This window comes from Acinetobacter sp. P1332 (assembly GCF_044057475.1).
Classification (GTDB): Bacteria; Pseudomonadota; Gammaproteobacteria; order Pseudomonadales; family Moraxellaceae; genus Acinetobacter; species Acinetobacter johnsonii.
On sequence record NZ_CP171157.1, the window covers coordinates 3,166,294 to 3,180,206 of the forward strand.

General features: G+C 43.2%; 12 protein-coding genes. 7 read left to right on the plus strand and 5 right to left on the minus strand.

The features are described from left to right. Nucleotides 1–106 precede the first annotated feature (106 nt). From ACFN7Z_RS15625 to gspF, 3 genes are all read right to left on the minus strand, one after another. Nucleotides 107–442 (minus strand): hypothetical protein, encoded by a 336-nt coding sequence (locus tag ACFN7Z_RS15625; protein WP_010325798.1) that lies wholly within the window; start codon nucleotides 440–442, stop codon nucleotides 107–109. Nucleotides 443–725: 283 nt separating this feature from the next. Further along, nucleotides 726–1,163, minus strand: a complete 438-nt coding sequence (gene gspG, locus ACFN7Z_RS15630; protein ID WP_010325797.1) for a type II secretion system major pseudopilin GspG — start codon at nucleotides 1,161–1,163, stop codon at nucleotides 726–728. 33 nt (nucleotides 1,164–1,196) lie between these two features. Beyond that, nucleotides 1,197–2,402, minus strand: coding sequence for a type II secretion system inner membrane protein GspF (gspF, locus tag ACFN7Z_RS15635; protein ID WP_010325796.1), 1,206 nt, complete (start codon nucleotides 2,400–2,402; stop codon nucleotides 1,197–1,199). Nucleotides 2,403–2,554: 152 nt separating this feature from the next. Between gspF and ACFN7Z_RS15640 the strand changes: the two genes are divergently transcribed. From ACFN7Z_RS15640 to ACFN7Z_RS15670, 7 genes are all read left to right on the plus strand, one after another. Then, on the plus strand, nucleotides 2,555–4,777 hold the full coding sequence (locus ACFN7Z_RS15640; protein ID WP_010325795.1) for a primosomal protein N': 2,223 nt from the start codon (nucleotides 2,555–2,557) through the stop codon (nucleotides 4,775–4,777). An 82-nt stretch (nucleotides 4,778–4,859) separates the two neighbouring features. Then, the gene (locus ACFN7Z_RS15645; protein WP_010325794.1) at nucleotides 4,860–6,701 is read left to right on the plus strand and encodes a monovalent cation:proton antiporter-2 (CPA2) family protein; all 1,842 of its coding nucleotides are present in this window, start codon (nucleotides 4,860–4,862) and stop codon (nucleotides 6,699–6,701) included. Between the two features lie 50 nt (nucleotides 6,702–6,751). Beyond that, a complete protein-coding gene (locus ACFN7Z_RS15650) occupies nucleotides 6,752–7,627 on the plus strand; it encodes an Hsp33 family molecular chaperone HslO (protein WP_010325793.1) in 876 nt (291 codons plus the stop codon). Between the two features lie 200 nt (nucleotides 7,628–7,827). Continuing rightward, nucleotides 7,828–8,280, plus strand: coding sequence for a DUF2147 domain-containing protein (locus ACFN7Z_RS15655; RefSeq protein ID WP_010325792.1), 453 nt, complete (start codon nucleotides 7,828–7,830; stop codon nucleotides 8,278–8,280). Between the two features lie 143 nt (nucleotides 8,281–8,423). Next, nucleotides 8,424–9,377: a DnaJ C-terminal domain-containing protein gene (locus ACFN7Z_RS15660; protein ID WP_010325791.1), complete on the plus strand. Its 954-nt coding sequence runs from the start codon at nucleotides 8,424–8,426 to the stop codon at nucleotides 9,375–9,377. 10 nt (nucleotides 9,378–9,387) lie between these two features. Next, nucleotides 9,388–9,744: a chaperone modulator CbpM gene (locus ACFN7Z_RS15665; protein WP_004978810.1), complete on the plus strand. Its 357-nt coding sequence runs from the start codon at nucleotides 9,388–9,390 to the stop codon at nucleotides 9,742–9,744. Between the two features lie 72 nt (nucleotides 9,745–9,816). After that, entirely contained in the window at nucleotides 9,817–10,077 is a 261-nt protein-coding gene (locus tag ACFN7Z_RS15670) for a YdcH family protein (protein WP_004692664.1), read from the plus strand. Between the two features lie 120 nt (nucleotides 10,078–10,197). On the opposite strand, the gene ACFN7Z_RS15675 is transcribed toward ACFN7Z_RS15670, so the two are convergent. Together ACFN7Z_RS15675 and pnp are read right to left on the minus strand one after the other, a co-directional pair. Beyond that, nucleotides 10,198–11,433 carry a magnesium transporter CorA family protein gene (locus ACFN7Z_RS15675; RefSeq protein ID WP_004978806.1) on the minus strand — a complete coding sequence of 412 codons (1,236 nt, stop codon included), beginning with the start codon at nucleotides 11,431–11,433 and terminating at the stop codon, nucleotides 10,198–10,200. Between the two features lie 142 nt (nucleotides 11,434–11,575). Next, complete coding sequence (gene pnp, locus ACFN7Z_RS15680; protein ID WP_171056729.1) at nucleotides 11,576–13,663, minus strand: polyribonucleotide nucleotidyltransferase; 2,088 nt, start codon at nucleotides 13,661–13,663, stop codon at nucleotides 11,576–11,578. Between the last annotated feature and the right edge of the window lie 250 nt (nucleotides 13,664–13,913).

Genomic DNA, 13,913 nt, shown 5'->3' on the forward strand with positions numbered 1-13,913 from the left:
CATACAACGAAACAGACAAGCGATCCTATCTTTCCGCCATTCTTCATGACGCAATAAAAAACCGAGCGTATGTGCTCGGTTTTTATCACAACTATAAATGTCAGTATTAAATTTGACCGACCAAATAGGACACCATACCGGCTAAAAAGAGCATCGGGGTATAACGATATAACATGACCACTTTTTGTTCTAATGCTGTAATCTGTACTTGATCGAGTGTGAGTACGGTTACTTTTAACGCAGACCAAAAGCTCAAAACCGCCCATGTGCTGAACAGACTGATTGCAAAGAAACCCACCACAATTTGGCTGCTGCCTTCAGTCGACTGCCACACACTTAAAACACCTTGAGCAAAAGGAAGCATACTCAAAATCAAAAGAACAGATTTGAGCATCGACCAATGGAATTGGCTCATTTCATCCAACAAGGTTAATGCTTTCATTCTATTCTCCTCAGGCAAATCAGTTGCCATTGAGAACATTATGCAAGGATTTAAATAAATAAAAAGCCTATTTTTATCCATAATTTACATTATTTGTAATCAATAAATATGGGAATAATTCTTATTATAAATCTCAGCTGATGCTTATTATATTTAATATTTTAAAATCATAATCTTAGATATTAGTTTTAAATTAAGATGTATTATCATTACAGTCCACATCGACATAACCTATGCACTGTAATGATATATTCAATCAAACCCAATATATAATAATTCTCAATTAAGGTTGATACTGAATATCAGCATCGGTTTCTTCACCACCTTGCTGTCCATCTGCGCCAAAAGAATATAAATCAAATGGTCGTCCATCAGTCCCAGGTGCAACATATTGAATGTCATTGTCCCAACTGTCTTTCGGATATCCACCTTTCACATAACCGCCTGGCAACCAATTTTTTGCAGACTCAGGCTTATTCACCAAAGCGTCGAGTCCACCCTCTTGCATCGAAGGATATTTACCATTGTCCAATTTATATTGATCCAATGCCGCAGCAACCCCTTTGAGGGTTATGACAGTGGTATCCACTTTGGCTTTTTCACCGCGTCCCATCACATTGGGAACAATTAAGGCTGCCAACACACCTAAAATAACAATCACCACCATGACTTCAATTAGGGTAAAGCCTGAAGCTTGGCGTCTATAGATTTTTGATTGCATGTGAATTTTCTCTTCCATCTTATATTTTTAAAATTAAATCATGTTGTTCATGTTGACGATCGGCAGCATAACGGCAATCACAATCACCAAGACAATGCTTGCCATCAGAACCAACATCAGTGGCTCAAGTAAAGCCAGCAAGGTCGATATGAGCGTTGTCACCTCTCGGTCTTGCATGGTCGATGCACGCTCCAACATCCGATCCAATTCACCCGACGTTTCACCACTTTTAATCATTTGTACCATCATCGGTGGGAAATAACCACTGCGCTCCAGCTGGGTCGCAAGGTTTCCACCTTCGGTCACTTTTTCTGCGGCATGATTGACCGCATCGCGAATCACCCAGTTGTTACTCACCGCCGCGCCAATTTTTAATGCATCTACCAAGGGCACACCCGACTGGGTCAAAATCGATAAGGTACTGGCAAAGCGTGCGGCATTTATACCACGTGAAAGTTTACCGAATAATGGCAGTTTGAGCGTTAAACGATCAAAGGCATAATGCCCTGCGGTGGTTCTTAAAAATCGCAATAATAAGCCGATGCCGAGTACACTGCCCACCAATAAAAATGGCCATGCCACTCGAATAAAATCACTGGCTTTCATTAGTGCAACCGTAATCCATGGCAAGGCATCTTTGCTTTGGTCAAAGGTTTTGACAATGTCAGGCACCACATAGGTCATAAGTCCCATCACGATGGAAAAAGACATCAGCATTAAAATAATCGGGTAAATCATCGCGCCTTGGATTTTTTTTTGCATCGCAAAGCGATTTTCGGTGTAATCTGCCAGCTGATCTAAAATTAAGTCTAAATGCCCTGAACGCTCGCCAGCGGCAATCGTGGCAATATACAACTCTGGAAAACGTCCAGATTGCTGTAAACCCTGCGCCAATGAGTGACCTTCCAATACTTTAGAACGTACTGACATCAATAGATTTTGTACATGTGTTTTTTCTGACTGCTTTCCAACCGCACGAATGGCTTCTTCCAACGGAATGGCTGCCGCCACAAGTACCGAAAGTTGACGTGTCAATAAAGCCAAATCATAGGCGGTAATTTGTTTTTGAAACCATGTTTTACTGCTGTGCTTATCTTTTTGTTCAACAGGATCAACCGAGACTGGAATCAGCGCTTTATCACGAAGTTGTTGCCGAATTTGACGTGCTGAATCCCCTTCGAGCACGCCTTTTTGCTGCTTTCCTGCGGCATCGAGTGCGGTAAATTGATATGCTGGCATGTTTACGCTTTCTAATGGTCCATTTAGTCATTTGGCGCTGTTGCATGTCGGCACCAAAATCATTCATATTCTAAGTTATAAATTATGTCATCACTCTAACACAACTCATTCATCGCACAACGACAATTTCATCAGGACATTTTGAGCTTTTTATGCCAGAAAATACACTTTCCACAACACCAAGCTACCGTATTCGTGTGGCTGTTCCCGTTTATCTATATGACTGTTTTGACTATAGTTTAACGGCTGAACAATACCACCAAGCTGAAGTGGGTGCACGTGTGGCTGTCTCATTTGGGCGCCAAAATGTGGTCGGTGTCATTGTTGAGAAACTCACTGATGAGAAACCACTCGATTTAGGCTTTAAACTTAAAGCCATAACTGAGTTGCTCGATGACAACGCTATTCTAGATACTAAAGTTTTAAGTTTATTGACATGGTCAGCGCAATATTACCAATTTCCCATTGGTGAAGTGATGCATGCTGCTTTGCCCAGCTTTTTACGCCAAGGCAAACCTTATAACCTACTGGCGCGAATGTGGAAGCTGATTGATGATCATGCCGAAGACAAATTAAAACGTTCAGAAAAACAACAAGATGCCTATAAAATTTTAAAGCTGCATCCCACCGGAACGTCTGAAAACATTTTAAATTTGGCTGGTATTGAAACTGCGACCTTAAAAGCCTTAGAAAAAAAGCAAATCACCCAGTGCATACTTGAAGCTCAAGACTTTAAACCCCAAGCCATGACACTGGCGCAAATGCCTCTCACGCCCAATGATGAACAAAAGCGTGCCATTCAAAACATTCTCAAAGTTCGTCATAGCTACCACGCTTTCTTACTGGATGGTTTAACCGGTAGTGGCAAAACTGAAGTCTATTTGCAAGTCATGCAAGAGGTTTTAAAACAAGGCAAACAAGTCTTGGTATTAGTGCCTGAAATTGGTCTCACCCCACAAACAGTGAGCCGTTTTCAGTCACGTTTTCACTGTCATATTGCGCTACTACATTCAGGTTTAAATGATTCTAAGCGCCTGCAAGCCTGGCAAAGCGCACAAACGGGCAAAGCTTCGATTGTGATTGGCACACGTTCTGCCATCTATACGCCCCTTCCGCATTTGGGTTTGATTGTCTTAGATGAAGAGCATGACTTATCTTTCAAGCAACAAGAGGGCTTCCGTTACCATGCTCGTGATGTGGCTTTATACCGTGCACACTTAGAAAACTGTCCGATTATCCTCGGTTCGGCAACGCCAAGTATCGACAGTTATGCATTGGTTGAACAAGGTAAAATGACCCGTTTGGAGTTGGACCAACGTGCAGGTGTGGCCGTGATGCCGAAAATGCATGTGATCGATCTGAAAGTGGCACAAAAACAAAATGGCATCAGCCAACAACTGATTCATGAAGTACAAAAGCGCTTAGACAAAAAAGAACAGGTGCTGATTTTTTTAAACCGTCGCGGCTATGCGCCTGTGTTGATTTGTGAAAGTTGTGGCTGGCAGGCGAAGTGCCCCCACTGCGATGCCAATTTTACCGTGCATCGACAGCCCTACCAGCATTTGCACTGTCACCACTGCGGCACCATCCACCGCATGCCTGAACACTGCCCGCAATGTCAGCATAGCGAACTGAAACCAATTGGTTTAGGCACCGCAAAAGTTGAAGAAAACCTACAAGCACTGTTCCCAAATTTTGACGTAATTCGGGTTGATCGTGACTCGACCAGTCGAGTCGGCAGCTGGCAAAAAATCTATAACAAGATTCAGAAAAGTGAACCCATCATTTTGCTCGGCACCCAAATGCTGGCCAAAGGACATCACTTTCCTTATGTGACTTTAGTGGCGATTTTAGACATCGACTCAGGCCTACTCAGTGTTGACTTTCGTGCCACAGAACGTACTGCACAGCTCATCATCCAAGTCGCTGGACGTGCTGGGCGCGGCGAGAAAAAAGGCGAAGTCTATTTACAAACTCTACGTCCAGATCATCCTTTGCTGAATACCCTGCTGGAATCAGGCTATCGCAGCTTTGCCAAGCAAACGTTGAAAGAGCGTAAAGCTGCATGGATGCCACCTTATCGCTATGCGGCTTTATTGCGCTGTGAATCCAAAGACCAAGAACTGAACCAAAACTTTTTACAAGAGCATGCGCAAGCACTGCGCCAAGCCTCCGAAAACAGTATTGATATTTGGGGGCCCATTCCTGCGCCGATGGAACGTAAAGCAGGCCGCTATCAAGCGCATATGGTACTACTGTCCAAAGACCGTGCGCGGATGCATTTTTACATTCGTCAGTGGTGGCAAAATGTCTGGCACAACAAACCGCATGGTATGAAATTGAGCCTTGATATTGATCCACAAGAGTTAAGTTAAGACTTGACGTGAATAAGGTTTAGACCTGAGTCGCGTTCTCCCTTAAACTTCCAACATAAAGAAAAAAATTTAGGACAGGGCAATGTCTCTACTGCTTCAAATCACCCTCTTTTTGGCTGCGGCACTGATGATCGTTCCGTTGGCAAAACGGCTGGGGATTGCCACGGTACTCGGCTATTTATTCACGGGTATCTTACTCGGCCCCAGTGTATTAAATGTCGTCCATGACCCTGAAGACATTCATAAACTCGCTGAATACGGCGTGATTTTCTTGATGTTCATTATTGGACTAGAACTTCGCCCGCAACGTTTATGGGAAATGCGTAAATCCATTTTTGTGATGGGCAGTTTACAAGTAACACTCTGTGGCGTGCTACTGGCGTGCATCGTCTTTTTTGCCCTGCAGCAACAGATTTCGGCCAGTGTTGTGATTGGTTTTGCCCTTGCCCTATCCTCCACCGCATTTGTGTTGCAACTGCTCAGCGAAAAACAGCAACTTAATACCACTTTTGGTCAGCAGTCCTTTTCCATTTTACTCTTTCAAGATATTGCCGCGATTCCGCTGATTGCGATTATCCCCCTGCTTGCGGGAACAAACTCAACCCATCATGGCGTGGCCTACTTTGCAGCAATTGTGGCCACCTTTACAGGCTTGTTTTTATTTAGCCGCTATCTCATGCGCCCTTTTTTCCGCTTTGTGGCCAAAAGTGGCGCGCATGAACTGATTACTGCAGTCGGTTTGTTTATTGTCTTAGGCGTAGTCGCGCTGATGGATGTCTTAGGCATCAGTACCACCTTGGGCGCATTTTTAACTGGGGTGTTACTTGCTGACTCTGAATTCCGTCATGAACTGGAAGCCAGTATTGCACCATTTAAAGGTCTACTTCTCGGTCTATTTTTCATGACCGTCGGGATGAGCACGCAAGTTTCGCTCCTGTGGGAAAGCCCAAGTCTGATTATTGGCGGTGCGTTATTGCTGATGTTGGTCAAACTACTGGCCTTAACAGCCATCGCTCGCTACTTCGAGTTTTCATGGCGCAATAGTTTGATGCTGGCAACCTGTTTGGCACAAGGCGGTGAATTTGCTTTTGTGGTGCTCAATGTTGCCATGAGTGAACACGTGATTACGCAAGCCATTTTAGAGCCGATCAATTTGATCGTGACGTTGTCGATGATTCTGACGCCTATTCTATACTGGCTGATGAGTTCGTGGGTGGTGCCTCTATTCGAGAAAGAGGCTACACCTGTCTATGATGAGATTCCTGAACAGCATAACCCGATGATCATTGCTGGCTTTGGCCGTGTCGGCCAAATTGTGGCACGACTGGTTCACTTACAGCACCAAACCTTCACGGCGATTGACAGCAATATCGACAAGGTCGATTTCGTTCGTAACTATGGCGGCAAACTCTACTATGGTGATGCCACTCAACCCGATATCCTGCGTGCAGCCGGTATCGAACATGCCAAAGTGTTTGTATTAGCCATTGATGATATTGAAGACTCGATGAATGTGGCACGCCATATCCGACTCAATTATCCAGATTTAAACTTGCTGGTCCGTGCCCGTGACCGACATCATGTGCATTTGCTGCGTGACTTGGGGGTAGAGCATATTTGGCGTGAAACCTATTTATCGTCTTTAGGGATGGCTTATTTTGCCCTGCGTAATTTAGGCATTGCAGAACAAGATGCTTATAAGAGCATTGAGTTATTTCGCGATTATGATGAAAAACTGCTCGCACAGCAGCAAAGTATTTATAACGACGAACAGAAGGTCTATGAAACACATCGTAATGCTTTGGCCGAATTAGAACACTTATTTGAAAGTGATACGCAGCTCCGTCAGAGTCCTGTCGGCGTTGACCTACAACGCGAGTTACAACATGACCGAATAGATGTCACACGGGATGAAGTAAAATGACTTGTGTTTTACAATATCGTCACCATTAAGACAGGATATTGGAGAAATTTATGTCTGATTTGCGTCAACGCTTTTATATTGAAGATAGTCCTGTTCGTGGTGAAGTGGTTCATCTAGAAGAAACCCTACAAACCATCTTGGCGCAGCGTGATTATGCACCTGCAGTACAAGTGCTGTTAGGTGAAATGCTCAGTGCCACGGCATTACTTGCCAGTACTTTAAAAATTAAAGGCCGTATTAGTTTACAAATTCAGGCTTCAGGTAGTTTCAAATGGGCCATGGCTGAATGTAATCACCTTGGTGAAGTGCGTGCCTTGGCGGATTATGAAGCAGATCCACGCTTTAATGCTGCCGACAGCAGCACTACGGTATTGAGCACCCTCATTAGCCCTGTACTATTTATTAATATTGAGCCTGAATTTGGTGAGCGTTATCAAGGGATTGTGGCTTTAGACAAGCCAAATCTTGCAGGTTGTTTAATGCAGTACTATGACCTGTCTGCCCAAATTCCAACGCGTATCGTTTTGGCCAGTTCAGCCCAACGTGCTGGCGGTTTACTCATTCAGCTGTTACCACGTAACAGTGAAGAAGAACAAGAACGTGTCGATCAAGACTTATGGCCACGTCTAACCATGTTGACTGAAACGCTCAAAACCGAAGAGTTAACCGACTTAGAAGCAAGTGAAATTCTTTACCGTTTATACAACGAAGAAGAAGTACGCTTACCTGAAGTTGAAGTACTGAAATTTGGCTGTACCTGTTCGAAAGAACGTTGTGCTCAAGCGCTTGAACAAATTGGCGCCGAAGCCGTTCGTGAAACGTTAGAACATCAGAACCCAATTACCATGGACTGCCAGTTCTGTAACACGCAATACAGCTTTAGTGCAGAAGAAGCCTTGGGTTTATTTGGTGAACACTTAAGCTAAGCACATCATGTGCAATAAAAAAAGAGCAGCTGAACTGCTCTTTTTTTATGCCTTTATTCTCATAAAAGCAAGATAATTCAAATGATTCATCACTTTTATTCATAGATATTTCACTGGTCACACCGCATAAATTTCGTTATAAATAAACCCATAATTTTTATATGTCTTTATTTTTCTCTTCCATTTGGGGTTTTATCATCATGAAATTTTCTTGCAGTCTTTTCGTACTCAGCAGTTTATGCGCCTTCTCCAGTTTTGCAGCCACCGATCCCTTGGTCGGCAAATGGAAAACTATCGATGATAAAACAGGATACTCTCTCAGTGACGTCATGATTGAAAAAGACAAAAACAATAGCTATAAAGCAGTCATCGTAAGTACGCGTGAAATTCCAGGTGCGGTAAAAATAGAAAACTGTAGCAAGTGTGATGGGGTCAATAAAAATCAGCCCATCGTCGGCATGACAACGCTCAGCCATTTGAAGTTAGACAATGCCAAAGATTCGACCTATAGCCATGGACAGTTCCTCGACCCTTTCACAGGGCTACGTTATGATGCGTATGCACGACTCAGCAACAATGGTAAGCACTTACGAATTCGAGGAACGTCGACCGAAAATGGCGGTGGGCGCAACATCACATGGGTCAAATATTAAGTATTCCTCATCCATCAAAGCCCCTTTCATCGGGGCTTTTTTCTTGTTATGTTTTGAAACAATAAGGAACATATCTTTACTGTTGAAATCTGCTGAAAGGCTGAATAATGATTAAAACTTAATCAATTTATTTAATCTTATTTATGCCGAAGAACCATTATGAAATACTCGGTTTAACGCGAGATGCGACCGCCGAACAAATTAAAAAAGCCTATCGAAAATTGGCACGTAAGTATCATCCCGATGTCAGTAAGGAGCCTGATGCTGAGGCACGGATGCAAGAATTAAATGTCGCCTACGACACCTTAAGTAATGAAACAAAAAAAGCTGAATATGACTTTGAACTCGATCATCCGCAAGGCTCACAGCAATTCAACCCAAATGCAGGCTTTGGCGGTTTTGAAGATGCATTTCGGAACGCCCAAGGCGGGCAACAGGCACATGATTTTTCAGGGTTTGAAGACTTATTTGGCCGTTTTGGTTCAGGTTTTGGAGGATCAAACTATCAATATCAACGCCAAAATAGCACTCGCCATAAAGGCGAAGACCAACATGCGCGTTTAGAGGTCGATCTTGAGGTTGGGTTCCACGGTACCACCCAAACTATTACCTTACAAATTCCTACTTTAAATGCCTATGGTGAAGCGGAAATTCAGCGCAAAACGCTGGAAGTTAAAATTCCCAAAGGCATGAAAGAAGGGCAACAAATTCGCTTAAGTGGTCAAGGACAGTCAGGTATTCAGGGTGGTGAAAATGGCGACCTGTATATCGAAATTTATTACAAAGATACGGAGACCACACGCATTGAAGGAGTTGATGTCTATCACCAACTGAATATCAGTCCTTGGGAAGCTGCTTTGGGGCAAAGCATCACCGCCGCGCTACCCAATGGTCGGACATTACAAATTCAAATTCCGAAAAATGCCAAAACGGGGCAGCAACTCCGTTTAAAAGATCAGGGGATTCCAGCCAAAACGGCAGGACATTTATATTTAATTTTAAACATTGTTCAACCTCCTGCGCAGAGTGAGCAAGAACAGCAAGCCTACCAAGCCTTTGCTGAAGCCTTCCCTCACTTTAAGCCGCGTCAGTCTTAAGGAGAAAATTATGACGACTATTCAATATCGTGAAATTATTTTAGACGGATGTCGACACGCTGAAATTGTTGATGAACAACATAGCTTTGATTTAAAGCATTTTGCTGAAGCCTGCGGACAAAGTCCTGAATGGGTTTTACAGCTGTTGGAATATGACATTCTGCCTAACCGACCCGATAACCGCATTCACCAATTTTTTGGTGATGATGTCTCACGTGCACGGCGAGCCTATCGCTTACAACGTGACTTTGATGCCAGCTTTACTGCAGTCGCAATGATGCTGGATTTGATTGAGGAAGTTCAAAAACTTCGTCGTGAAGTAAAACATTTACATCTCACTGACCCAGTTCAAACGACTCAACACTAGTTCTATAAAGAAAGATTGGCGCATGCCTTTCTTTCTTTTTTTATTTTTGAATAAGAGGATTAGACGGCAACCATGAAACTCAAAGTTTGTAATAAAAAGACTAAGCTCATGTTTCCTGAATACCGAGACATGATTCAACAGCTTAGAGAAGACAATCCGCATTTTTCTAAAATGTTTGACGACCATGAAGCTCTCGATCAGGAAATTTGTTTACTCGAACAAGACCCTGTCAGGATTCATCGTGGAGAGATTGAGCCCCTCAAACGCAAAAAGTTGTTCATTAAAGATCAGCTTTACCGGATTTTAAAAGGAGCCCAGTTAAAAACCTCTTAAATTAAATCTCCCTGCGACGCCCACATATCCGAATAATAAATTGAACAAGGATAGCGTCAGCATGTAAAGAAACACCTTAAAGCCCATTTGCTTTAATGGTCTATGTGGAAAATCACCGAATTATTTTAATTTGGTGATTTTCTCTAAATCTTTGATGGTGCCCTTCACGGTTTGCTTGATCGGCTCATAATCGATGAACCAAAATAAATTCATATGTTGATCCGCATGCTGCTGTGCCAACATATCAATGACACTTTTTTCGCCACGCCCGACCAAATGACGTCGATAAAAATAATACAGTAAGATCAATGTCGTCATTAACATGATGCCCAACATGATCCAAAACCCTGTTGGAGACTTCAGCCCCGGAATAAACTCGAAGTTCATACCATACACCCCTGTCAACAAGGTTAGCGGCGCAAAAATCGCGGTAATAATGGCTAAAATCCGCATGTTTTCATTGGTTTGATTGGCAATGGCTGAAAAATGTAGATCGATAGCTGCTTGCACTGCATTTCTCAAGCGAATGGTATGCTTTTGAATACGTTCAATATGACTGGTTAAATCATCGACACGTACTAGCATGATGTCTTGTTTTTCGCTACGCTTTTTCCCTTTCAAGTGCGAATAGTTATCGACAATTTCATCGCGTAATTCCTGCAAAGTTTCGATTTGTTCTTCGCACAAATTTTCCACTTGTTGGAAAGCCATATTCTCTTGTAACAGTTGATGCCACTTGGTAAAACGGCGATGCCCTTGTAAAAGCTCTTGCTGCCAAAACTCCACTCGACGCGTCAGCGGAACACGTAAATCGAGATAACCATCCACCATGTTATTGAGCAGTCTCAAGGTCAAATCTAAAGGCGTTGCGGGTAATTTTCGTGGCTTATTATGTTCTTCAATCGGACGGCTCAACACCGTTTCCATACGCTGAATATAGCTTTCAACTTCTTTATTACCCTGCTCTCTAACCGTAATCAAAACTTGCGGCGTGAGCATAAAGCTAATCGGGGTCGTCGCCAGACCAAAAACCCGTTCATGTTTTTCAGCCGCTTGAGTATCAAGCTTGATTTGATCATCAGGTGTGATCAGCTTACGAAAGATCAGCAAGTCATAATCTTCCAAAGTGTCAAAGGCACAAGGGTGTTCTAAATTGAGAATATCGCGCAGATGATATTCATTCATCCACAGTCCCGTTGCCGCATAAATGTCCTGCTGCCAATGTTCTGCCCGATTGACCACATCGTCACGGCTACACTCCACCCAAATAAACTCAGCTTCCTGCTCTGCAATTGGCTGTTTCTGCACATAAGTATGCTGCGCGGTGGGATGTTGATAGAAATAATAGCTTTGCATATCTCATTTATTATTGTCTGTCTTAGCCAGCATGATGCCATAAAAAAAGCCCTGAGCAAGCCAAAGTTTAAATTGGCCAAGCTCAAGGCTTTTCTAAGACAACTCAATTCACATGGCAAACACCATGTGAATTGACAAGAGATTAAACTTGTTCGATGTCTTTCATCGTCAATTTGATACGACCACGGTTGTCTACATCCGCAACTTGTACCTTAATTTCTTGACCTTCTTTCAACACGTCTGCCACGTTTGCAATACGCTCGTTCGAGATTTGTGAAATGTGAAGTAAGCCATCAGTACCTGGAAGGATGTTTACAAACGCACCGAATTCAACGATACGAATGACTTTACCGACGTAAATTGTACCCGGCTCAATTTCAGCAGTAAGTGCTTGGATTTTTGCAACCGCAGCAGCAGCAGCGGCTTTGGTTTCACCAAATACACGAACAGTACCGTTGTCTTCAATATCAATAGCAGCTTTGGTTTCTTCAGTAATGGCACGGATGGTCGCACCACCTTTACCGATTACATCACGGATCTTATCAGGGTTGATGTTGATCACTTGGAATGTCGGCGCATGCATTGAAATTTCAGGACGAGCACGTGAAATCACTTGGTTCATTTCATTCAAGATATGCATACGACCCGCATACGCTTGGTTCAATGCCGCTTCCATGATCTCTTCAGTGATACCTTCAATCTTGATATCCATTTGAAGTGCAGTAATACCGTTCGCAGAACCGGCTACTTTAAAGTCCATGTCACCTAAGTGATCTTCGTCACCTAAGATGTCAGAAAGAACTGCGAAACGCTCGCCTTCTTTCACTAGACCCATTGCAATACCTGCAACTGGCGCTTTCAATGGAACACCTGCATCCATAAGTGATAATGAAGCACCACATACAGAAGCCATTGAAGATGAACCGTTTGATTCAGTAATATCCGATACGATACGAATCACGTACGGGAAGCGGTCAGCTGCAGGAAGAACCGCTTGAACACCACGACGCGCCAAACGACCATGACCGATTTCACGACGCTTAGGACCAGATTCACGACCTGTTTCACCGACAGAGTACGCTGGGAAGTTGTAGTGCAACATGAAGTTGTCAGTTTTAGTACCAGCTAGGGTATCAACCATCAACGCATCACGGGTATTACCCAAAGTTGTTGTTACCAACGCCTGTGTTTCACCACGTGTGAACAATGCAGAACCGTGAGCACGATCTAACACGCCAACTTGAACGTCAATTGCACGTACAGTTTTTGTATCACGACCATCAATACGTGGCTTCCCAGACAAGATGTTGTCACGTACTGTGCGGTATTTTAAGTCTTCAAATAATTCGTCAACTTCAGCAGCAATACCAGTTTCATCTTCTTCAGGAACAAACTGAGCAACAGCTTCAGCGTGAAGCGCATCTAATGCTGCATAACGCTCTTGCTTAACAGCAATTGTGTATGCTTCAGAGATTTTCGCTTCGAATGCTTCTTTCAATTTACCAAGAAGTTCTTCGTTTTTAACTGGCGCAACCCAAGTAGATTCAACTGCGCCCGCAGCTGCAGCAAATTCTTTAATCGCTTGAATTGCGATTTGCATTTCGTCATGACCGAAAAGTACAGCGCCTAACATTTGGTCTTCAGAAAGCTCTTTCGCTTCAGATTCAACCATCAATACAGCAGCTTCAGTACCTGCAACCACAAGGTCAAGATCAGATTCCTTAAGCTGTTCTAAAGTTGGGTTAAGGATGTATTCGCCGTTGATTAAACCAACACGTGCGCCTGCGATTGGGCCTGCAAATGGAACACCAGCAATAGACATCGCAGCTGAAGCGCCCAACATTGCAGCGATATCGCCTTCCATGGTTTTGTCAGAAGAAATAACAGTCGCTGTTACTTGGATTTCGTTGTAGAAACCTTCTGGGAACAATGGGCGGATTGGACGGTCAATAAGACGTGAAATTAAAGTTTCAGCTTCAGACTGACGACCTTCACGCTTACCGTAACCACCTGGGATACGACCTGCGGCATATTGTTTTTCTTGGTAGTTAACAGTCAACGGAAAGAAGTCTTGGCCTGCTTTTGCTTTTGGTTGAGCAACGATTGCAACAAGAACCTGTACACCACCCATGGTGATCACAACAGTGTTTGCTTGACGAGCAACACGACCAGTTTCTAAAACAACCGTGTGTTGACCATATTGGAATTCTTTACGAATAATATTAAACATAGACATGTATTTTTCTTTCCTGATTTTTATTCTAGTGGAGACCCCTAAGGTTTGGCATTCACATCGCCATTTCAGGCAACTGTATAAATGACAAAGCTTAGAAGCCGACCTCACCAGAGACTAAAAATATGATTTTAAGACACAAAGAAGGAGCGAAACATTCGCCCCTTCCCCATTACCTCACAGAAGCAAGGTAGACTTTCTTTTTCAGTAATAAAGCATTCAAAATGCGATAGTCCGAAAATAAAAG